Consider the following 21,077-nt stretch of genomic DNA (forward strand, 5'->3'; position numbering starts at 1 on the left):
AATCAGCTTGCGACCCAACGGCTCAGGACTACACTGACGCTCAGGGGTGGTCTCTGCCGTGGCGGGGCGGTCTCAGGATGCCGCGGACGGGCGACCGGGCAGGGAACGAAAGAACACGTGGCACCATGAAGATCAGCATTGTCATTCCGACACGGGAACGGGCGCAGTACCTGCTGCAATCCGTTCAGACCGCGCTTGCCATCGACGACCCGGATCTGGAAATCGTGGTCAGTGACAATGCCAGCATGGACGGCACGGATGACCTGATGCGGCAGTTCGATGATCCAAGGCTTGTCTACGTCAACACCGGGGCGCGGCTTTCGATGCGCCAGAACTTCGAATACGCGTTCAATGCCTCCACCGGAGCGTACCTTGTGTTTTTCGGTGATGATGATGGCATCCTGCCGGGCCAGTTCCGGTTCCTCCGCGCGCTTGTGGAAAAGCACAAACCCGATGGGTTGAGCTGGCGCAAGGCGACATATGGCTGGCCGGTTGAGGGATATGGGAAGAAGACTGGCGGCATCCGGTTCTACCGCGACAGCTGTTTTGGGGGCGCACAGTCCTACAAGGGCCGGGACAATCTGACCAAGCTGCTGACGGCGGATGTGACCGCACTGCGCCCGGTGCCGGACATCTACCATGGCTGCCTGTCCCGTGACTACATGATCCGGACATCGATGGATTCAGAAACGGTGTTTGACAGCACCATTCCGGACGTGAACCTGACCTACCGGGCGATCCTGAAGGACGGCGATTTCATCCACGTCGACCACCCCCTGTCGATCAACGGCTACAGCCCCGCCAGCACGGGGGGTGGTTTCGGGGCGGAGCAAAAGGGCCAATCCACGACCCAGACCGCGCAGACCTTCGCGTCGGAAAACCAGACTGATCGGATGGGCGATGTGCTGCCCCACGCAGGGTCCGTGCCGTTGGCATTCTTTTCAACGCTGGAGACATTGCGCCGCAACCATGGGCTGGAACGCTTTGAGCCGGATTACACAAGCTGGTACCGTTTCGTCATGGGTGTCAGCGGCTCAAACCCCGTGCTGGCCGACAAGCTGCGCGGCATACTGGAGGGCCACGCAACGGCCACAGGCACCCAGCCCGCATTGAACGCAGCCCTTGCCGGACCCCGCCGTACCAAGCGCAGCAAACGCGAACGTCTGACGCGGGTCGCGGATCAATTTCACAGCTTTCGGCTGTCTGCCGCAGACGGTACTGAGAACACCATTCTGACGGCTGCACACACGATGGACGCGGTCCTTGGCGATGATCTCGGCGCGGTCTTGTCGGGGGGAATGACCCGCCGCACAGCATGGAAAGCGGCCAAGCGTCGGTCCAAGAGGTTTCAGCGCCAGCTATAGTCAGGCAATCCGTTTGAGGAACCCGTCGTGCGCGACTGTCACGAGCAGTTTGGCCGGAATGCTCTTGTCGATCTCGAATTCATCGTGGGTCTTGAGGTAATCCCAGACGGCGGTCTTGGGGTTGTTGCCCGGACCCCATGACCGGTCGGGGTATTCATCTGCGGGCATATCCTCAATCAAGGTATCGAAGACCACGCAATAGCTGCCAACCGAGGTAAGCGGCGCGTAAAGTTCCAACTCACTGCGGACATGGTCGTGGGTGTGGTTCGAATCCAGACAGACCAGTACGCGCTTGTACCCCTCCGCCGCCTTTTGGACCTGCGCGAAGATATCCACGTCAATGCTGGAGCCTTCGATCATCTCGATACGTGACGCCATCGGGTGTTCCAGTATCGCGCTTTTGTTGTGGGCGCGGATGTCGATGTCGATGCCCAGAACCTTGCGCACGGACTTGGCCGGGTCCATCGTGGTGCCCGCCTCAATCGCGTCGCACATGTCCAGCAGCGCCAGCATGGAGGCGCTGAAGATCAGCGACCCGCCATGGGCAATCCCGGTTTCGATGATCAGGTCCGGTTTGACGGACCAGATCAGCTCCTGCATGGCCATGATGTCCTGCGGATACTGGATGATCGGGCGGTCCTGCCAGTGGAAGTTGTAGGAATACTTTGGCCCGGTTGTCGCCTGAAGAAAGGACATGGCCAGATCGTTCAGCGGCTTATTGTCCATCATGTCCGAGATACGCCCGGCGATCTCTTTCTTGAATTCGGTCATTTTCCTACCTCAACATATGTAAATGCGTTGTCTGACATCTGCCGGATTTCCGCGCTGTAGTTTGGGTTCATGATCAGGATCCTTGCGGCGGGTGGCAAGCCCGGCAAGACGTCCTGCGGCGCGCGTACCTGCAAGCCCGTCCCGGCCAGATAGCGTTGCTGCTTGTTTGGATTGATGTCGATCACGGCCTTGACAGGCGCCCCTGCGCGGGCCGCAAGCAAGGCATAGATCACCCCCTTTGACGCACCGCCCCAGATGACGTCCGCTGGCGTCGTCGTGGCCGCGATGTCGTCCAGCGTCTGGGTGAAATCGTCGGGGAACGGGGCCGTATTTGCCGGGTCATATTCCGGGGGGCGCAGGCTCCCCAGATCGGCGATGACATAAAGGTATTGCCCCCCGAAACACCGGCCCATTGTCATTACGCTGCCGAACATCTTGCCGAAGTCGGACAGGCGGAAGTAATTGACGTGTTCGTAGAAGATATCGAACCAACAGCGCCCTTCGCAGATCCAGTCAAGGCACGGCACTTCGATATAGATCAGGCCACCGCCCCCGTTGGCATCGCGCAACTGGCACAAGAACGCATAAGGGTCGGGGATGTGTTCAAGCACGTGGCGCAGGATCATTCCGCGCGCCTCAAGTCCCAGTTCGGGACCGAAATAGCATTTCTCGATCAGGGGGTTATCGCCTTCGTACGTTGGGTCAAACCCGGTGATGGAGACGCCGCGATCTGCCAGCATCTCAAGAAACGTGCCCTTGCCGCAGCCGACTTCGACCAGATTGTCCGACCCCATATGCCTGGTAATCAGGTCGGCGGCCCACTCCAGATGCGCCCGGAATGGCGCGCTGTTGGCCTGTTCGTTCTGATAGGACGCGTCATAATCCACCAGCGCCGGGTCAAAGGCATCGTTGCGCACCAGACCGGTCGTCAAATCCTCCACCAGGCGGATATCGCCCTTGGGGCAATTCCGCGCGTCCTCAACGCTGGCGTACATGCGGTTCTGAAAGACGGGAAAGCCGTCCTGAGAATAGAGCAGACGTGTGGTCGGTGCCTGTGTCATGCCTGCGCTTCCGTCCTGATGCCGACAACGACCGGTGGGTCAGTCAGATTGTCGGGACGCGCGCCGAATTTCAGCAGGTCGCGGTGGCCGTACTGGTCGGCAATGCCCTCTGCGATGCTGCGAATGGTGACGCCGTTGCCGCTGCAGATGTTGGTGGCACCCACACGCGGGCTGAGGATGTCCTTGACCAACATCGCTGCCGCGTCTTCAACATCCATGTAATCGCGAAGAGCGGTGCCGCTGGTCAGTTCCGCCGCCTGCCCCGCGCGCATCTGCTGGTGCAGGTAGGGCACAAGGCGGCGTGGATCCTCCCGCGCGCCGTAAAGATAGAACAACCGTGCCCAGAGAAAGTCCACCTCCGTCGTCGCGAACCACGCCGAAAGCATGGTGTAGGCAGCAGCCTTGGCAGCGGCATAGGGCGTTTCGGGGGCAAGGGCCGTGTCCGTTGCCAGATGCCCTGCTGTCAGGTCGTACTCAAAACAAGTGCCGACCCCGACAAACCTTGGCAGCTTGGCCGCTGTGGCCCCTTTCGCCATCGCAAGCGTGCCTGCGAGGCAATCAAGGTTGCGTTCCGATGTCAGGTATTTGCCGGGTTCGGCGTACCACGCCAGATGCACCACTGTGTCGATCCCGCACAATTGGTCCTGCCACCATCCCGGCGATTGACCGAACACATCGTCACATTCGACGATCTGCGTATCCAGCCCGTCCAGTCGACCTTGCGTGCCCGGACGGATGATACTGGTGACGCTGTGACCTGCCTCAACAAGTCGACGTGCCACGGGCAACCCGACGAAACCTGTGGCCCCTGTGACCAGCACCCGGCTCATTCAAACACCTTCAGGTTTGGAACGGCGGTCACGAACAACGTGCCGAGCGCGGCAAGATCACTGCATTGGGCCTTCACCTCATCCGCGATGTTCCATGGCAGGATCACCAGATAATCGGGCCTGCGCGCCCGCAGTTCTGAAGGCGCAAGGATCGGGATATGGCTGCCCGGCATCAGTTTGCCGATCTTTGCCGCCGCTGCATCGCAGACAAACGGGATCAGATCGGGGCGAATGCCCGCGTAGTTCATGATCGTGTTGCCCTTTGCTGCCGCACCGTAGGCCGCGACCGACTTGCCGTCTGCCTTGGCCTGCAACAGGAACTGCAGGAAATCATCCTTGATCAGGTCCGCCCTGGCCTGAAAAGACTTGTAGAACCCATCGGTGTCCATGCCACGCGCTTTTTCTTCATCCAGCAGCGCATTGACTGCGCTGGTTTGCACGTGGCTTGCATCCCGATGACATCCAAAAACCCGCAGGCTGCCGCCGTGGGTGGTCAACTCCCCAACATCGAAAACGCGCAGGCCTTGGGCTGCGAACATCTGCTCAACTGTCAGAAGCGACAGGTAGGAGTAGTGCTCATGATAAACCGTATCGAATTGGCAATGCTCGACCAGCCGCATCAGATGCGGGAACTCAAGGGTCACGACGCCCTCTGGCTTCAGGGTCGCCCTCAGCGCAGCGGTGAAATCGTTGATGTCAGGCACATGGGCGTAGACATTGTTGCCCATGATCAGGTCCGCAGGCGCAAGCGTTTGCGCCAAATCCATCCCGAAAAAGTCCTGCACCACCTCAATCCCCAAGGCGCGCGCGGCATCTGCGGTGCTTTGCGTGGGCTCGACCCCGACGCAGGGAATACCTTTTGCCACGAAGTTCTTCAGCAGATAGCCGTCGTTGGAGGCCACCTCCATCACATGACTGTCCGGCCCCAGCGCGAACCGGTCCACGACCATGTCGACATACCGCGCGGCATGATCCAACCAGCCTTGGGAGGTCGAAGAGAAGTACGCATAGTCTTCGGTAAACAGCGCGTCAGAGGCAGCATAATCCTCTGTCTGCACAAGGCGGCAGGTGCCGCAGGCCAACAAGCGCAGCGGGAAGGTCACTTCGGGTTTGTTCAGGTCTGTCGGGGTCAGGTAGGCATTCGATGGCGGCGCAAAGCCCAGATCAAGGAAACGCAGGCTCAAGGGCGTGCTGCAATGCCGACAGTGTTGCGTCATAGCGGGGTTACCACTGATAAGGGCGGTAGGTTCTTATCCCGCTCTGACAAGGTGGCGGGCGGCAAGGGCCAATGGATCGCAAGGTCGGGGTCCATCACGTTCACCCCTCCTTCATGGTCCGCCGCGTAGGGATGGGAGTGCAGATACTGCAGTTCAACCTCGTCCTCAAGCGCCTGAAATCCGTGCGCGAAACCCTGCGGGATATAGACCGAATTGCGCCGCTCTGCATCCAGTTCGACCGTCACATGCTGGCCAAAGGTGTCGGACCCCTGCCGCAGATCGACGATCACATCATATGCGCGGCCCTGCAGGCAGCGCACCAGTTTGACCTCCGCTGCAGCCCCGCGTTGAAAATGCAGCCCCCGCAAAGTGCCAAGCGTCCGCGTGACGGAGATGTTCATTTGCGGCCAGTGGGTGTTGAGGCCATGGCGCGTGAATTCATCGTCGCAGTAGAACCGCGCGAAGAACCCGCGTGCGTCGCCGCGCGGCTCCAGCAGCACTTCGTATGCACCTTCAAGGGGGAGAGGGTCGAAAATCATAAAGCACCGAAGTCCTGAAGCTGTGACGCCGTGACGTCCCTTGCCGCCTCACCTTCATGGACGCGACGGTACCAGCTAATTGTCTTTTCGATCGTTTGCTCAAAGCTCCAGCGCGGCTTGAATCCCAGCAGTGCAGCACTTTTCGCGGAATCGAGGCTGAGCAGTTTTGCTTCATGCACCGCGGTGTCTGAGGACGCGTCACGCCACCCGCCGGGCCAATGGCGCAGGGCTTCGGTGACCAATGCCTCAACCGGGCGCGCATCGGTTGGCGCAGGGCCGAAGTTGAACGCGGACTGGAATGCGGGATCGTCAGAGGTCCACAATCGTTCCGCAAGCGCCAGATAGCCTGCAAGCGGCTCAAGCACATGTTGCCAAGGCCGCACCGATTGCGGGCTGCGCACGATGATGTCTTCGCCTTTTTGCAGGGCGCGGATGATGTCGGGTAGGATCCGGTTTTCCGCCCAGTCGCCGCCACCGATGACATTGCCCGCACGGGCGGAAGCGATGCGTATATGCGTGCCTGCCAGAAACGACTTGCGCCAGCTTGCCACGGCAATTTCCATCGCGGCCTTGCTGGCGCTGTAGGGATCATGCCCACCCAGCGGATGGTCTTCGCCATAGGCGCTGCCGTCTTCGCGATTGTCATATACCTTGTCAGTGGTGACCATCACCACGGCACACGGCCCCGGCAAGTCGCGCAAGGCCTGCATGACATGCAGCGATCCCATGACGTTGGTTTGCCACGTCTCCAGCGGCTCCTGATACGAGGCAAGGACAAGCGGTTGTGCGGCCAGATGGAATACGATTTCGGGCTTCAGCGCGCTGATCCGGCGGGCGACCAGCGCGGCATCACGGATATCGCCAATCATATGATCCAAGTCATCTGCGAGGGCGAGCTGATCAAACAGCGCAGGTGTCGTGTCTGGGACAAGCGCCATGCCTGCAACCTCCGCCCCCAACCGTTTCAGCCAAAACGACAGCCAGCTTCCCTTGAACCCGGTATGCCCGGTGATCAGAACGCGTTTCCCGGCCCAGAATTGGCTCATGCCCAAGTTTTCCAGGGTGCCTTGCCCTTGCTCCAAAGGTCTTCCAGCGTGTTGCGGTCGCGAAGGGTGTCCATTGCCTGCCAGAACCCTTCATGCTTCCAGACCGACAATTGGCCATCCGCGGCAAGCGTTTCCAGCGGGGCCTTTTCAAAGGACGTCTGATCATCCGCGATGCGGTCCAGTACCGAAGGTTCACAAACAAAGAACCCCCCATTGATCCAGCGCCCGTCCCCTTCCGGCTTTTCCTGAAATCGAGAAACGGAAGTGCCATCAAGGACCAAGGCCCCGAACCGGCCTGCGGGCTGGATCGCCGTCACGGTCGCTTCGCGGTTTTCGGCACGGTGATGGGCAATCAGCGCCGACACGTCCACATCGCTGACCCCATCCCCGTAGGTCAGGCAAAACGGCCCATCTAGATGCTGCGCGACCCGCTTGATCCGTCCCCCCGTCTGGGTTTCCTCGCCAGTATCGACCAGCGTGATCTTCCAGTTCTCCGCCCGTTGGGAATGTGTCTCAATACCGTTGGTGGCAAGGTCGATGGTGACATCCGACATGTGCAGGAAGTAATTCGCGAAGTACTCCTTGATCATGTAGCCTTTGTAGCCGCAGCAGATCACGAATTCATCGATCCCGTGCTCGCTGTAGTGCTTCATGATGTGCCAGATGATCGGCCGCCCGCCGATCTCGATCATCGGCTTGGGTTTCAGGTGCGATTCCTCGCTGATCCGCGTCCCGAAGCCGCCCGCCAAAATCACCAGTTTCATTGCTTTGTCATCCGCCTCTCGGTTCGTATTGCACCCCACCGGGCGGCTGTACACCTGTACAATGACATTTGGGTCGGCAAAAACAAAGGGACTGCAGTGCGGCATGTCCCTTCAACGCGTTCCAGCCTTCTGGCAGATGAGGGAACGCAGTGCAGAAGCGTTTAGGGCGGATGGACCGTGGCTTTTCATCTCTTCCGCTTTCGAGTGTCGTGCGGGGGTTTCCGGCGCAACAGATCGCTGCGGTCAAACGCCGATTGCACCTTTTGCGCCCGCAGCATATCGTTCAACACATGAACACCGGTAATACTCTCCCTTTCACTCAAGGTCACACTGCGCCACGCTCGCCTGCCCCCGGGCGCCGGGCATGAGAACGCTGCCCGCATCCCATCAGGACAGTTTGCACCTGCAGGTGATGCGGGTTCTTCAGGAAAACCCAGAGCAGAGCCAACGCGAACTGGCGCGCTCCGCCGGGATCAGCCTTGGCAGTGTGAACTACGTGCTCAAGGCATTGGTCGCGAAGGGATTGGTCAAGCTGGGCAATTTCTCCGCCAACCCGGACAAACGGCGTTATACATATATCCTCACGCCCAAGGGCATCGCCGAAAAAACAGCCCTCACCCACCGTTTCCTGCACCGCAAACGCGCTGAATACGAAGCATTGCGGGCAGAGATCGAAATGCTCAGCGACGAAATCGGGGAGGCGTGGGAGTGACCTTGGCCCCGACACCGCCCGGTCGCCTGATCATCTCGCTTGATTTCGAGTTGCTGTGGGGCGTGCGAGATCACGCCGACCGGGACCGCTATGGGGCGAACATCTTGGGCGGTCGCGAGGCCGTGCCGCAGATGTTGGATTTGTTTGCCGAGAACGACGTTGCCGCAACCTGGGCCACGGTCGGTTTTCTTTTTTGCGAAAGCAAGGAAGAGATGATCGCCACGCTGCCTGAAATCCGGCCACATTATGACAAACCTGCATTATCAAACTATGGCTATCTTGATGAAGTTGGCGCGCATGAACGCGCGGATCCCTATTACTTTGCCCCTTCCCTGATCGACCACATCCACAACACCCCGGGTCAGGAAATTGCGACACATACGCTGTCTCACTTCTATTGCCTTGAGGATGGCGCGACCCCGCAGGCCTTTGCCGCTGACCTTGAGGTTGCAAAAACACTGGCCACGCGTCGCGGTATTTCGTTGAAATCCATCGTGTTTCCCCGCAATCAGTTTGCCCCGGAGTATCTCAGGGTGTGCCGCGATGCGGGCATCACAACCTATCGCGGCAATCCTGATGGCTGGGCGTATCGTGCTGCAAAAGGCGCGGATCAGACGCTGTTGCGACGCGCCCTGCGCCTGATGGACGCCCATACCGGGTATCTTGGCAGCCATGCGCAGGACACGAAAGCAGTGTCATCAGGTGGCATGCGAGACGTTGCCGCAAGCCGTTTTCTGCGCCCCTGCGCGGGCCGCCTTGCCCGGTTTCATGCGCATCACATCGAAACGATCAAACGGGGTATGACCACCGCCGCGCGCACCGGTCGGAGCTATCATCTGTGGTGGCATCCGCATAACTTCGGTCGGAACATCGCGGACAATCTGGCGGGTCTGAAGCGCATCATCGCGCACCATCGGGTGCTTCATGACAGGTACGGCATGACGTCCTGTTCTATGGGGGATGCGGGGTGAAACTGACTTTGCTGGCAACGGACGGTCCATCAACCCGTATCCTGCGCAATTACCTGCTCGATTCCGGTTACACCGACGTCGAGACGATAATGGAACAGGCCATTTCGCGAAGAGCGTTGCTTGCCCATCGGCGACGCAAGCTTGGTACACTGTCGGTTTTCGGGCAGATGGCCTTCATGGCACTTGTCGTTCCGGTTTTGAAAAGACTGTCCGCCCTACGCAGATCACAGATCCTTGCCCATCACAGCCTTCGCGATGACGCGCAGGCCGACAACACGGTGTGCGTAAGCACCATCAACGACGCCGAGGTCGTCAGACGACTGGAAAGACGCCAACCCGATGCCGTCCTGGTAAATGGCACTCGCATCATTCGTCGCCCCATATTGGAGGCGGTGACCTGTCCCGTGATCAATATTCACGCCGGAATAGCGCCGCAATATCGCGGGGTTCATGGTGGGTACTGGGCGTTGTGGTCCAATGACCCGGAGAATTTTGGCGCGACAATCCATCTGGTCGATGAAGGGGTCGATACCGGTCTGGCACTTTGCTATGCAAGGCCGGATCGGAGCCCCGAAGATAACTTCATGACCTATCCCTTGTTGCAACAGGCTGCTGCGCTTCCGGAACTTGTAAAGATTCTCAAGGGTTTGCCGGGCGGAATATTGCGCACTGAAACCGGAAGCGATACGGCACCAAGTCGACAATGGTATCATCCGACGCTCCTGCAATACGTTGCAGGGCGCCTTAGAGGAATAAAGTAGTGACCACCCCCCTCCCCCGCGTCCTGATCACCGGTACGGCTGGTTTCATCGGCTTCCACCTCGCCAAGCTGCTGCTGGCGGAGGGCTTCCGCGTGCAGGGGTACGACGGGATGACCGACTATTATGACGTCACCCTCAAACAGCGCCGTCATGCGACGCTGCTGCAAGATCCCAACTTTTCCGCGGAGGAAGGGATGCTGGAGGATCAGGAGCAGCTTGATCGCCTGATGGATGACTTCCGCCCTGAGGTGATCGTTCACCTGGCCGGGCAGGCGGGCGTGCGCTACAGCCTTGAAAACCCACGCGCTTACCTTGATTCAAACGTCATCGGCACCTTCAACGTGATGGAGGCAGCCCGGCGGCTGGATGTGAAGCATCTGCTCATGGCCTCCACGTCTTCGGTCTATGGTGCCAACGAAGACATGCCGTTCAGCGAACGGGAAAAGGCCGACACGCAGCTTACCATCTATGCTGCCACCAAAAAGACGAACGAGAGCATGGCCCATGCCTATGCCCATCTGTGGAACCTGCCGACTACGATGTTCCGGTTCTTCACCGTCTACGGCACGTGGGGTCGGCCCGATCTGGCGTTGTACAAATTCGTCGATGCGATCCTCGATGACCGGCCCATAGATATCTACAACCACGGCGACATGTATCGCGACTTCACCTATGTCGATGACCTTGTGCGCGGTATCCGGCTGTTGATCGACGCCGTGCCCGAACGCCCCGCAACCCCCGATGACATCCCCGAATGGGACAGCCTGTCACCTGCAGCCCCCTACCGCGTGGTCAACATCGGCAATTCCGAAAAGGTGCGCCTGCTGGATTTCATCGACGCCATCGAGGATGCCTTGGGCAAGAAGGCCGAGCGGAACTACATGGATATGCAAATGGGCGATGTGCCGGCGACCTGGGCCGACGCGACGCTGCTTCAGGAGTTGACGGGCTACCGGCCCCAGACAGATTTCAGGGACGGCATCGCCCGGTTTGTGGCGTGGTTTCGGGAGTATTACCAAAGATGAAAATTGCAAGATTCATTAAGTGGAGTTACCGAACGCTCGTGCCTGCATCGGTTCGTCAAACAGATATGGCACGGCGCATCAAGTCTGCAATAGTCCCGCATCAGATCCTGTATGATGACACCTATTATGCTGAGAGCGTTGATACTGGTGCTGTAAAAGCGGCCGGTCCGATATCTCGCTTCGTAGTTGAGAATATGAACCCGCGTACGGTGATTGACGTTGGATGTGGCACCGGCGCAATTGCTGTTGGATTTCGTGAGGCTGGCTGCAGAGTCGTAGGGCTGGAATACTCTACGGTTGGGCTTCAGTATTGCCGTGAACGCGGTTTGGACGTGCAGAAATTTGACCTGGAAAATGATCACTATCAGGATTTGGGTTTGGAGAAGTTCGACCTTGTCGTAAGCACCGAAGTCGCGGAGCACCTTCCACCTGCTTTGGCTGACAGGTACGCAGATATCCTTTCCGGACTTTCTGACAGGATTTTCATGACGGCCGCAGTACCGGGCCAAGGCGGAGTGGACCATGTCAACGAACAGCCTCATTCCTACTGGATCGAGAAATTCGAGCATCGCGGCTTCAGCTACAATGATACTCTGTCAGAAACGGCGCGGCACGAGCTTGGGAGCAAAAGTGATGTTGCGAAATGGTACTCTCAAAACATAATGATTTTTGAGAATACAAAAGCAATACAAAGCGATGCTATATGAATACGTATGGTCGAAGCGGACAAAACATTGGTGGTTACATTATAGCGCACGAGGATTTTGCCGAGCGGTTCAATTATATTCATAAACAAACAAAACTAAGATCCAATATCAAATTCAAGTGTGTGGGGGTCGTTGGTGCGCGTGCGCTGAAACAGCGACCGAACTGCGGCGATACGACTACGCTCTCTGATGGACAGATTGGATGCGCGCTTTCCCATCTCCGCGCCTACCAAACAATGGTTGATCAGAACATCCGACACGCGGTTGTCGTCGAGGATGATGCGGCCCTTCCCTCCAACTTTGACGAAATCGTCTCATCCATCGCGCATGAGTTGCGTGAAGGAGAGATCATCTCGCTCCATAGTCCTACAATGCAGTCACAGGATTTTTCTTCCGAAGGCAGTGTTTGGGTCGCCAACGCTGAATTGCTGACGCCGTTTGAGGCAAAATCTGTCCGGTCCACCCTATGCTATGTTATTGATATAGAGGCCGCGCGCAGAATTCTTGACTTTAATCAGCCCGTGAAATTTGTTGCCGATAACTTTGATGCATTCTGGCTCAACGGCTGTTTCAAATATGTAAGAATTACATCTCCGAGCCTTGTCCTAGTCGAACCTTTCAAATCGACAATTGGATATCTTGATCCCGGGTCCTTTAAGCATTTGGTTTCAAGCGTTTTGAACAGATTACCACTCTCAAAACAAATTTTGCGCAATCGGAGGCGTAAACTGCGTCTTGTGAGAGAAGCCAATCACAACAGGGTATCAGCTGTTTCACCTCTTGCTGCCGGAAACCCCAATTATGAAGACTGAAACAACGATAGCGATCATTGGTCTTGGGTATGTTGGGTTGCCCCTTGCAGTTGAGTTTGGCAAGCAGTGCCCGACCATCGGGTTCGATATCAACGAAGGCCGCATATCTGAATTGAGAGACGGACGCGACCGGACGCGGGAAGTGAAAGCTTCCGAACTTGGCAAGGCAAAGGAGCTCACTTTCACCACGGACGTTGAATCGCTTCGCTGCGCGAACCATTATATCGTCACGGTCCCCACACCCATCGACGCCCACAAGCGGCCCGACCTGACGCCGCTGATCAAGGCCACGGAAACCGTGGGCCGCGTCCTGAAAAAAGGGGACATCGTCATCTACGAAAGCACCGTCTATCCCGGCGCCACTGAGGACGACTGCGTGCCCGTATTGGAACGGGTGTCGGGCCTCACGTTCAACACGGATTTCTTCTGTGGCTACAGCCCGGAGCGGATCAATCCCGGCGACAAGGAACACCGCCTGCCGAACATCCTCAAGGTCACGTCCGGCTCCACCCCGGAAATCGCAGATCAGGTCGATGCGCTGTATGCCCAGATCATCACGGCCGGCACCTACAAGGCGCAAAGCATCCGCGTGGCCGAAGCCGCGAAGGTCATCGAGAACACGCAGCGGGATCTGAACATCGCACTGGTCAACGAACTGGCGATCATCTTCAACAAGATGGGCATCGACACACAGGACGTTCTGGAGGCAGCGGGGACCAAATGGAACTTCCTGCCCTTCCGGCCCGGCCTTGTGGGCGGGCACTGTATCGGTGTGGACCCTTATTACCTCACCCACAAGGCGGAGGCGATGGGGTACACCCCGCAGGTCATCCTTGCGGGCCGCCGGATCAACGACGGGATGGGCGCCTATGTGGCCGGGCAGATGGTCAAGGCGATGCTGCGCAAACGCATTCAGGTCGATGGCGCACGGATTCTGGTGATGGGGCTGGCCTTCAAGGAGAACTGCCCCGATCTGCGAAACACGCGGGTGGTGGATGTGGTTGAAGAGCTTAGGGATTACGGCGTGCAGGTCGATGTGCATGATCCTTGGGTGGATGCGGCGGAGGCGAAGCGGGAGTATGGGCTGGAATTGGTCGACGCGCCTGAGGACAACACCTATGACGGCGTCCTTCTTGCCGTGGCGCACGACGCGTTTCGTGAAGGGGGCGCCGAAATCATGCGGGCCAAGGGCCGTGAGACCCACGTGTTTTGTGATTTGAAGGGTGTTTTTGGCTCGGAGGAAAGCGAGATGCGGTTATGACCGAGGACGCAACCCTGAACCGTGTTGAGGGACCCAACCTTGTATTGCGGCTGATTGAGCCCGAAGACGCCGAATACGTTCACGGTCTGCGCATCGACCCGAGGTACAACCAATACCTTTCAGAGGTTTCAGGAACAACTGCAGATCAACGCGCGTGGATCGAACGATACAAGGTGCGTGAAGCGGCTGGGGAAGAACTTTACTACATCATTGAAAGGCTTGATGGAGTCAGATGCGGGACGGTTCGGCTTTATGAGATAGAGCAGGATCAATTTACTTGGGGAAGCTGGATCCTTGATGAGAACAAACCAACAAAGGCGGCATTGGAAAGCGCGGTATTATCATTCGACCTGGGTTTCAACGTGCTTTGCAAAACAATAGCTTTGGTTGATGCACGCAGTCAAAATGATCGAGCAATTGGGTTCTACCGACGGTTTGGCATGACTGAAGTTCGGAGAGACGAAGACCATATCTATTTCAAATACCACCGCGCACAGTTCTACGCGGATTATCGGACCGCTACGAACCTAACACGAACGGAGACCAAGCGATGACACAACCCGGGAAAATCGCTGGAAACTGCAATATTCCGGCAAGCGCAGTAATTCACCCAGAGGTCTCGATTTCCGACCGGGTGGTGTTGGCAGGCGACGGCATCGTGATTGGCTTCGGGGCCAGACTTGATGCCGCTTCTGTAATTGCAGAGCATGTTACTATTGGGCAAGGTGCATGGGTCCGAACTGGTGCGGTTGTGCTCAAGTCCGTCCCTCCCAACGCGATTGTAGAAGGGAATCCTGCTCAGGTGGTCGGATATCGGAGCGCATTGCAAAGTGCGCAGATTCCGCGCCCTGCACCATTTCACTTTGACATACACCAGTTTGATGAGGCCCCACGCCCAAGCAAGGTCCCGCTTGGGATTGGCGAGAGCTCTTTATATCTGATGCGCCGTATCACGGATGCGCGTGGATCCTTAACCGTTGGCGAAGTGCCCACCGAAGTCCCATTTTTGCCAAAACGATATTTTGTTGTGTTTGACGTTCCGTCTGTGGAACTGCGAGGCGAGCACGCGCATAAACGTTGCCAACAGTTCCTCATATGTTTGAACGGATCCTGCAGAGTGCTCCTTGATGATGGAACGCAGAGTTGTGAAGTCACTCTTGATCGCCCCGATATGGGCGTATTCATGCCTGAAATGATATGGGGGACGCAGTACCGATATAGCGATGACGCTGTTTTAATGGTCTTTGCTTCGCATCCCTACGAAACAGACGACTATCTTCGAACTTACGATGAGTTTCTGGCTGAACGGGAAAGGCTGAGATCATGAAAATCCCTTTCCTCGACCTCGGCGCGGCTTACCGCGAACTCAAGCCCAACATTGACGATGCCATCCGGCGGGTTTTGGACAGCGGCTGGTACATCCTTGGACCTGAAGTCGAAGCTTTCGAGGAGGAATGGGCTGCCTTTTGCGGCGCGGGTCATGCTGTTGGACTGGCGAATGGGCTGGACGCGCTGACCTTGGCCTTGCGTGCACTTGGCATTGGTGCGGATGACGAGGTCATTGTTCCGTCAAACACCTATATCGCGACGTGGCTCGCCGTTTCCGCCGTTGGTGCGCGCCCTGTTCCGGTTGAGCCTGATCCGACGACCCATAATATCGATCCTGATCTGATCGAGGCCGCGATGACCGCCAAGACCCGCGCGATCCTTCCGGTTCACCTGTATGGCCAGCCCGCCGACCTTGACCCGATCCTTTCCATTGCCCGCAAGCATAAGCTCGCTGTTATCGAGGACGCCGCTCAGGCACATTGCGCTGAATACAAGGGAAAGCGGGTCGGCGCGCATGGGGATGTTGTCTGTTGGAGTTTCTATCCCGGAAAGAACCTTGGTGCCCTTGGGGATGGCGGTGCAATCACGACCAACCGAGCAGATATTGCAGACCGGATCCGACTGCTGCGCAACTACGGGTCACGGGAGAAATATGTAAACGAGATCCAAGGCACCAATTCCAGACTTGACCCCATCCAAGCGGCTGTCTTGCGCGTGAAACTGAATTATCTGGAAGACTGGACAGACAGACGCCGCACGATCGCTGGTATGTATCAAGAAGGGCTGGCGGACACTGGCCTGATCCTCCCACATGTTCCCAATTGGGCGGCACCAGCATGGCATCTCTACGTGGTCCGCACGCAAGATCGCGATGTGCTGCAAACGGAGCTGGCCACGTCTGGGGTCGGCACCTTGATCCACTATCCGATCCCCCCGCACATGCAGAAGGCCTATGAGGGGCTGAGCATTGATGCAGACACATTGCCGCTCGCAAGTACACTGGCGACCGAAGTGATCAGCTTGCCGATAGGTCCGCAGATGTCTCAGCAAAGCGCCGGTCACGTCGTGGGCACCCTGCGTAATCTCAGATGACACCCCATTCGTCGGAAACCACACGCGGCCTCATCCAGTCGATGTTGATCATCGGTTCCACGCAACTGATCAACATCGCTTTGTCCATTCTACGCCAGAAGTTGGTCGCGGTTCTGCTGGGTCCGGCCGGGATTGGCCTGCTTGGTATCTTCAGCAATTTTCAAGGCATGGGGTCTCAGGCTGCAGGTCTGGGCATGTCATCCAGCGGTGTACGTGAGATCGCTTCGGCACGAAAAGATCCCGAAACACTGGGTCGGGTACGGTTTGTCCTGTTGATCGCACATCTGGTTCAGGGGACTGCTGCCGTCATCGTTGTGTGGGTTTTCAGAGAACCGATTGCCACCGCGCTTTTCGGAGCCCCGCAATATGCGATGGAGGTTGGGCTTGTCGGCGTGTCGATCCTTATCGGATTGGTTGCCGCCGCGCATACCGCATTGCTTCAGGGGCTGCGCCAGATCGGCGATCTTGGCCGCGTCACTGTGATCGGTGCGTTTGCAAGCACGATTGTCGGCCTCCTTGCGATCTGGCTGTTTGAAGAGGCGGGGCTCGTCTGGTTCATTCTGGCACAACCCCTCTTCAATCTGCTTGCTGCGCGCTATTATGTAGCCAGGCTGAATGTCTCGAAAGAACACAGGCCGAGCCTGCGCGCAATTCCAGGTATCTGGCTTCCGATGGCCAGATTGGGCTTTGCGTTCATGCTGGCAGGCCTGGCGACAAGTGGCACCCTCTTGATCGTACGCGGGCACATTGCCCAGACACTTGGACTTGACGCAGCCGGGCAGTTCGCAGCCGCCTGGGGGATCACGATGGTATACGTGGGCTTTCTCTTGAGCGCGATGTCGGCTGACTACTATCCCCGCCTGACTGAGGTCATCCAAGACAAGCGGTCCGCGACAACTTTGATGAACGATCAATCCCAGTTGGGCCTTGCGATCGGCGGGCCCGTCCTCTTGTTGCTGATAGGATGGGCACCATGGGTGATTGCCTTGCTATACTCGGAAGAATTTGCACCCGCTGTCGAGTTGCTGCAATGGCAGTCTATTGGAAACGTCTTCAAGCTTGCCAGTTGGCCGTTAAGCTTTTCAGTCGTAGCAGCCGCCAAAGCCAAAACTTTCTTTTCTCTTGAGTTGACGTTCAACATCGTTTTTCTAGCGTTTGTTTACTTCTACCTCGCTGACTTCGGATTGATCGTTACCGCAATCGCCTTTTTGGCCGGCTACATGGTCTATTTCGCAGTCTCTTATACGCTGGCGCGAAACATGCACGGATACCGGATGGATCATCTCACGCGTAACCTCCTGATCTCAAACGTAGTCATCTCCTCCGGCCTTCTGGTCCTCGCACTTGCGTCCCCCGGTTGGGCATTGTGGCTGACACCTGTTCTTGCGGCCGCCATGGCGACATTCGGGCTGCGCGCCGTGCTATCAAAGGTTGGCGAAGTCGGACGAATGGCAACACGGCTGATCCATCTGTTTGCGCGGATCGGATGGCCAATACGGGTGGAGGCATGATGCGGGAAACGCCAGAAGACAAACCCCTGGTGACATTTGCGTTGTTTGCCTACCAGCAAGAGGCATACATCCGCGAGGCGATCGAAGGTGCGTTTGCACAGACGTACGAACCATTGGAGATCATTCTCTCGGATGATTGTTCGACGGATCGTACGTTTGAGATCATGCAGGAGATGGCTGAGGCGTATGATGGGCCGCACCGGGTTATTTCCAGGCAGAGCAAAAAGAATGCTGGGCTGTTAAAACACGTTTGCTCAATATCACAATTGATTCGCGGAAGACTTATTGTCCTGGCTGCAGGAGATGACATCTCAGACCCAAACCGAACTGCACAAATCGCCAGTATTTGGTCATGCGACACCTTGGCGGTTTACTCCGCATGCACACTAATTGACAGCAACGGAAATATTCTTGAACAAAAATGGATACCAAATAGGGATGCTGAAGATAGAATGCCGTGGCTTAAGGCTATTCGAACTGAGCACTTCGTTTATGGCGCGTCCTCATCTTACTCTGCAGAAGTGTTCAAGAGCCTTAAAGAGCCTGAAGACGCAGTAATGTCAGAAGATCTACCGCTTAACTTGTTATGCCAGTTAGCTATTGGGAAAATCGAATACATTCCTAACTCACTCGTTCAATATAGATTACATGGCAATACTCTATCAAATAGCAATATTCAGAGGTGCTCAATAAAGAATCTGAATATTGAAGAGAATAAATCATTTGAGAAATATGAACGTGAAATTAGGCTACTCAATTACTTAGAAGAAAGAATATTGAAATTGTATTCTGACGAATATTACGATCAGCAGATGCTCCATAGTCGAATCTCTGCTCTACACTTTAAGATTAGCTGGCGCTCTATGAACCGTTTCAGAAGGATATTGGATTTTCCAACTGTGCCACGTGGCCTGCGAAAATGGGCATTGGCTCGACTATTCGGAAAAATTCCCTATTTGTGCATCAAGTTTCTCAGCGTCAGATTTTCTCGCGGCCTTGATGAACTGAAATGAGGTTCGTAGCACTCCTCCTCCCCAATCTTCGCCCCGGGGGCGCAGAACGTGTCTGTCTCGATCTCGCGCACGAATTCCAGAAACTTGGCTATCAAGTCGAATTCGTACTGCTTCAAGCACGAGGGGAACTCTTGGCCGAAGTACAGAGAAACTTCAAAGTAGTCGACCTCAATTGTGATCGTGCCCGCGCGCTTCCCCTCAAACTCTGGCGTTACCTGCGTGATCGCAAGCCAGACGCGCTGATCGCCGCTATGTGGCCCCTGACAGTGATTGCGCCTTTGGCCGCCGCTGCGAGTGGCGGAAATACAAAGGTGCTAATATCAGAGCATAATACGCTGTCCATTCAGTACCGAAATTTGCATCGATCTGAGGCACTGATCATGCATGCTCTGATGTACGCCCTGTATCCCCTCGCCAGCGCTCGGATTGGCGTGTCGAGAGGCGTCGTCAAGGATATTGCAAGGCTGTCCATGCTTTCTCCGATGAAATTCACGGTGATCCACAACCCAGTTCAATCGGGCCCCACCCCAGAAGATGTGGAACAGCGACATGCCGATAGCCTTTGGCTCAGCCCAAATGGCAATCGGATCATTGCAGTGGGATCATTGAAAGATCAAAAAAACCACCCCCTCCTCCTTTCCGCCTTTGCAAAACTTAACCAGCCGGACGCCCAACTGATGATCGTTGGCGACGGTGCTCTGCGCCCTTCCCTTGAACAACACGCGGCCAACCTCAATATCGCGGACCGCGTCATCTTTGCAGGCTACCAGCCCGATCCGACCCCGTTCTACCACAGTGCCGATCTTTTCGTGCTGTCCTCGAATTACGAAGGGTTCGGCAATGTCATTGTCGAAGCCCTTTCTTGCGGGACACCGGTAGTCTCAACCAATTGCCCCTCCGGTCCGGCCGAAATACTTGAAGACGGCCGTTGGGGCACGCTGACGCCGGTGGGTGACGCAGACGCACTGGCCGCCGCGATGCAGTCGTCACTGGACAAAAGCCATGATACGGAGGCGCTGAAACGGCGTGCTGCGGATTTCGCTCCCGAAATCGCAGCACGTAAGTACCTTCAAGCACTTGGAATGGCATGACACCGACCCTGTATCTTACACGAAACGGATTGCTTGAACCGCTGGGTCAGAGCCAGGTTTTCTCCTACCTCAAGGGCCTCTCGACCGACTTCTCGATCACGCTGATCACCTATGAAAAGGACGCGGACTGGGCGGACAGCGATGCGGTGGACCGCGCCCGTTCCGAATGTGAAGCGCATGGGATCACCTGGCTGCCGCAACGGTTTCGTCCAAAGCCGAAGATCATCGCACCTGCCTTCAGCATGATCCGCATGGCCTGGCTGGTCTGGCGTGAAGTCAGGCGGGGCCAGGTCAAACTCATCCACGCCCGCTCCTACATCCCGGCAGCCGTTGCAAAGGTCGTCAGCCGGGTGACGGGTGTTCCGTTCATCTTCGACATGCGCGCCCTGTGGCCGGAAGAGTTGATCACCGCAGGTCGCCTGAAGCGTGATAGCCTGATGCATCGTGCAATCGCGGGTGCCGAGCGTGTCTGTCTGCGGGATGCTGCCGGTGTTGTCTCGCTCACCCATGCCGCTGTGGCGTATCTTGAGCGCCTTTATCCTGACGCGCTTTCCACGCAACGGATCGCGGTCATCCCCACCTGTGCGGACCTGTCACGTTTCACCATGTCTCAAAGCCAACCCACGCCCCCGGTGCACGGCTGCATCGGCACCCTGCTGAGCGGCTGGTTTCGTATTGAATGGCTTCAAGGCTGGATCGCGATGGTGGCGGAACGCGATCCCACCGCGCGTTTCGAGATCCTGACACGGGACGATCCGCATCTGGTCAGACGGGGCATTGATCCGCAGGGCATCATAGCCGAGCGCCTGACCATTACATCCCGCCAACCGCATCAGATGCCGGAAGCCCTGAAAGGACAAAGTCTGTCTGTGATGTTTTACACCGAAGGGAAAAGCAAGATTGGCAGCTCCCCCACCCGCATGGCCGAGGTCCTTGGCACTGGTCTTCCTGTGGTGGCCAACGATGGTGTCGGCGATGTGGCACGTATCATCACAGACAACCGCGTCGGGGTCCTGGTTGCGGAAAACACCAAGGCAGCACTGAACACCGCCTACGATGCCCTGCAAGAACTCATGCAGGACCCTGATCTGCCGGACCGATGCCGCGCCGTTGCGCAGGACGTCTTCTCACTTGATGCCGGAACAGAGCGTTACAGGGCTTTGTATCTCGCCATTACGCAACCCGCCTCACCGTAGATTG

The 21,077-nt window shown here is 57.0% G+C and carries 22 protein-coding genes; 15 read left to right on the forward strand and 7 right to left on the reverse strand.

Annotated features, from left to right (window positions below; all coding sequences use genetic code 11):
* Positions 1 to 125: 125 nt before the first annotated feature.
* Positions 126 to 1,364, forward strand: coding sequence for a glycosyltransferase family 2 protein (locus AB4X18_RS01830; RefSeq protein ID WP_370401998.1), 1,239 nt, complete (start codon positions 126 to 128; stop codon positions 1,362 to 1,364).
* On the opposite strand, the gene AB4X18_RS01835 is transcribed toward AB4X18_RS01830, so the two are convergent.
* From AB4X18_RS01835 to rfbF, 7 genes are read right to left on the reverse strand one after another with little or no spacing between them, the layout of a single operon-like run.
* A complete protein-coding gene (locus AB4X18_RS01835) occupies positions 1,365 to 2,135 on the reverse strand; it encodes a cephalosporin hydroxylase family protein (RefSeq protein ID WP_370401999.1) in 771 nt (256 codons plus the stop codon). It abuts the gene before it with no gap.
* Positions 2,132 to 3,196 (reverse strand): class I SAM-dependent methyltransferase, encoded by a 1,065-nt coding sequence (locus AB4X18_RS01840; protein ID WP_432817027.1) that lies wholly within the window; start codon positions 3,194 to 3,196, stop codon positions 2,132 to 2,134. The genes AB4X18_RS01835 and AB4X18_RS01840 overlap by 4 nt, the downstream gene beginning before the upstream one ends.
* On the reverse strand, positions 3,193 to 4,026 hold the full coding sequence (locus AB4X18_RS01845) for an NAD-dependent epimerase/dehydratase family protein (protein ID WP_370402002.1): 834 nt from the start codon (positions 4,024 to 4,026) through the stop codon (positions 3,193 to 3,195). Before AB4X18_RS01845 ends, AB4X18_RS01840 begins: the two co-directional genes overlap by 4 nt.
* The gene (locus AB4X18_RS01850) at positions 4,023 to 5,243 is read right to left on the reverse strand and encodes a methyltransferase domain-containing protein (protein WP_432817028.1); all 1,221 of its coding nucleotides are present in this window, start codon (positions 5,241 to 5,243) and stop codon (positions 4,023 to 4,025) included. The genes AB4X18_RS01845 and AB4X18_RS01850 overlap by 4 nt, the downstream gene beginning before the upstream one ends.
* Positions 5,240 to 5,782, reverse strand: a complete 543-nt coding sequence (rfbC, locus tag AB4X18_RS01855; protein WP_370402004.1) for a dTDP-4-dehydrorhamnose 3,5-epimerase — start codon at positions 5,780 to 5,782, stop codon at positions 5,240 to 5,242. The genes AB4X18_RS01850 and rfbC overlap by 4 nt, the downstream gene beginning before the upstream one ends.
* Positions 5,779 to 6,828, reverse strand: a complete 1,050-nt coding sequence (gene rfbG, locus AB4X18_RS01860) for a CDP-glucose 4,6-dehydratase (RefSeq protein WP_370402005.1) — start codon at positions 6,826 to 6,828, stop codon at positions 5,779 to 5,781. The genes rfbC and rfbG overlap by 4 nt, the downstream gene beginning before the upstream one ends.
* Positions 6,825 to 7,592: a glucose-1-phosphate cytidylyltransferase gene (rfbF, locus tag AB4X18_RS01865; protein ID WP_432817029.1), complete on the reverse strand. Its 768-nt coding sequence runs from the start codon at positions 7,590 to 7,592 to the stop codon at positions 6,825 to 6,827. Before rfbF ends, rfbG begins: the two co-directional genes overlap by 4 nt.
* Positions 7,593 to 7,956: 364 nt before the next feature.
* Here rfbF and AB4X18_RS01870 point away from each other — a divergent pair, with 364 nt between their 5' ends.
* Genes AB4X18_RS01870 through AB4X18_RS01935 form a run of 14 tightly spaced genes read left to right on the forward strand, consistent with a single transcriptional unit; the run spans position 7,957 to position 21,073 of the window.
* Positions 7,957 to 8,304, forward strand: coding sequence for a MarR family EPS-associated transcriptional regulator (locus tag AB4X18_RS01870; RefSeq protein ID WP_370402006.1), 348 nt, complete (start codon positions 7,957 to 7,959; stop codon positions 8,302 to 8,304).
* Positions 8,305 to 8,306: 2 nt separating this feature from the next.
* Complete coding sequence (locus tag AB4X18_RS01875; protein WP_432817030.1) at positions 8,307 to 9,275, forward strand: polysaccharide deacetylase family protein; 969 nt, start codon at positions 8,307 to 8,309, stop codon at positions 9,273 to 9,275.
* Positions 9,272 to 10,036, forward strand: coding sequence for a formyl transferase (locus tag AB4X18_RS01880; RefSeq protein ID WP_432817031.1), 765 nt, complete (start codon positions 9,272 to 9,274; stop codon positions 10,034 to 10,036). The genes AB4X18_RS01875 and AB4X18_RS01880 overlap by 4 nt, the downstream gene beginning before the upstream one ends.
* Positions 10,036 to 11,061 (forward strand): NAD-dependent epimerase/dehydratase family protein, encoded by a 1,026-nt coding sequence (locus AB4X18_RS01885; RefSeq protein WP_432817032.1) that lies wholly within the window; start codon positions 10,036 to 10,038, stop codon positions 11,059 to 11,061. The genes AB4X18_RS01880 and AB4X18_RS01885 overlap by 1 nt, the downstream gene beginning before the upstream one ends.
* Positions 11,058 to 11,768, forward strand: coding sequence for a class I SAM-dependent methyltransferase (locus tag AB4X18_RS01890; protein ID WP_432817033.1), 711 nt, complete (start codon positions 11,058 to 11,060; stop codon positions 11,766 to 11,768). The genes AB4X18_RS01885 and AB4X18_RS01890 overlap by 4 nt, the downstream gene beginning before the upstream one ends.
* Positions 11,765 to 12,580, forward strand: a complete 816-nt coding sequence (locus AB4X18_RS01895) for a glycosyltransferase family 25 protein (protein WP_370402009.1) — start codon at positions 11,765 to 11,767, stop codon at positions 12,578 to 12,580. Before AB4X18_RS01890 ends, AB4X18_RS01895 begins: the two co-directional genes overlap by 4 nt.
* Positions 12,570 to 13,841 carry a Vi polysaccharide biosynthesis UDP-N-acetylglucosamine C-6 dehydrogenase TviB gene (gene tviB, locus AB4X18_RS01900; RefSeq protein ID WP_432817034.1) on the forward strand — a complete coding sequence of 424 codons (1,272 nt, stop codon included), beginning with the start codon at positions 12,570 to 12,572 and terminating at the stop codon, positions 13,839 to 13,841. The genes AB4X18_RS01895 and tviB overlap by 11 nt, the downstream gene beginning before the upstream one ends.
* Positions 13,838 to 14,395, forward strand: a complete 558-nt coding sequence (locus AB4X18_RS01905) for a GNAT family N-acetyltransferase (protein ID WP_370402010.1) — start codon at positions 13,838 to 13,840, stop codon at positions 14,393 to 14,395. The genes tviB and AB4X18_RS01905 overlap by 4 nt, the downstream gene beginning before the upstream one ends.
* Positions 14,392 to 15,168: a WxcM-like domain-containing protein gene (locus tag AB4X18_RS01910; protein WP_370402011.1), complete on the forward strand. Its 777-nt coding sequence runs from the start codon at positions 14,392 to 14,394 to the stop codon at positions 15,166 to 15,168. The genes AB4X18_RS01905 and AB4X18_RS01910 overlap by 4 nt, the downstream gene beginning before the upstream one ends.
* Positions 15,165 to 16,262 carry a DegT/DnrJ/EryC1/StrS family aminotransferase gene (locus AB4X18_RS01915; RefSeq protein WP_370402012.1) on the forward strand — a complete coding sequence of 366 codons (1,098 nt, stop codon included), beginning with the start codon at positions 15,165 to 15,167 and terminating at the stop codon, positions 16,260 to 16,262. The genes AB4X18_RS01910 and AB4X18_RS01915 overlap by 4 nt, the downstream gene beginning before the upstream one ends.
* A complete protein-coding gene (locus AB4X18_RS01920) occupies positions 16,259 to 17,773 on the forward strand; it encodes an O-antigen translocase (protein WP_432817035.1) in 1,515 nt (504 codons plus the stop codon). The genes AB4X18_RS01915 and AB4X18_RS01920 overlap by 4 nt, the downstream gene beginning before the upstream one ends.
* Positions 17,749 to 18,786 carry a glycosyltransferase gene (locus tag AB4X18_RS01925; protein WP_370402015.1) on the forward strand — a complete coding sequence of 346 codons (1,038 nt, stop codon included), beginning with the start codon at positions 17,749 to 17,751 and terminating at the stop codon, positions 18,784 to 18,786. Before AB4X18_RS01920 ends, AB4X18_RS01925 begins: the two co-directional genes overlap by 25 nt.
* Positions 18,783 to 19,877: a glycosyltransferase gene (locus AB4X18_RS01930; protein WP_370402016.1), complete on the forward strand. Its 1,095-nt coding sequence runs from the start codon at positions 18,783 to 18,785 to the stop codon at positions 19,875 to 19,877. The genes AB4X18_RS01925 and AB4X18_RS01930 overlap by 4 nt, the downstream gene beginning before the upstream one ends.
* Entirely contained in the window at positions 19,874 to 21,073 is a 1,200-nt protein-coding gene (locus tag AB4X18_RS01935) for a glycosyltransferase (protein ID WP_370402017.1), read from the forward strand. Before AB4X18_RS01930 ends, AB4X18_RS01935 begins: the two co-directional genes overlap by 4 nt.
* Positions 21,074 to 21,077: the final 4 nt, after the last annotated feature.

The sequence above is a fragment of the Sulfitobacter rhodophyticola genome, assembly GCF_041281685.2.
GTDB lineage: Bacteria > Pseudomonadota > Alphaproteobacteria > Rhodobacterales > Rhodobacteraceae > Sulfitobacter.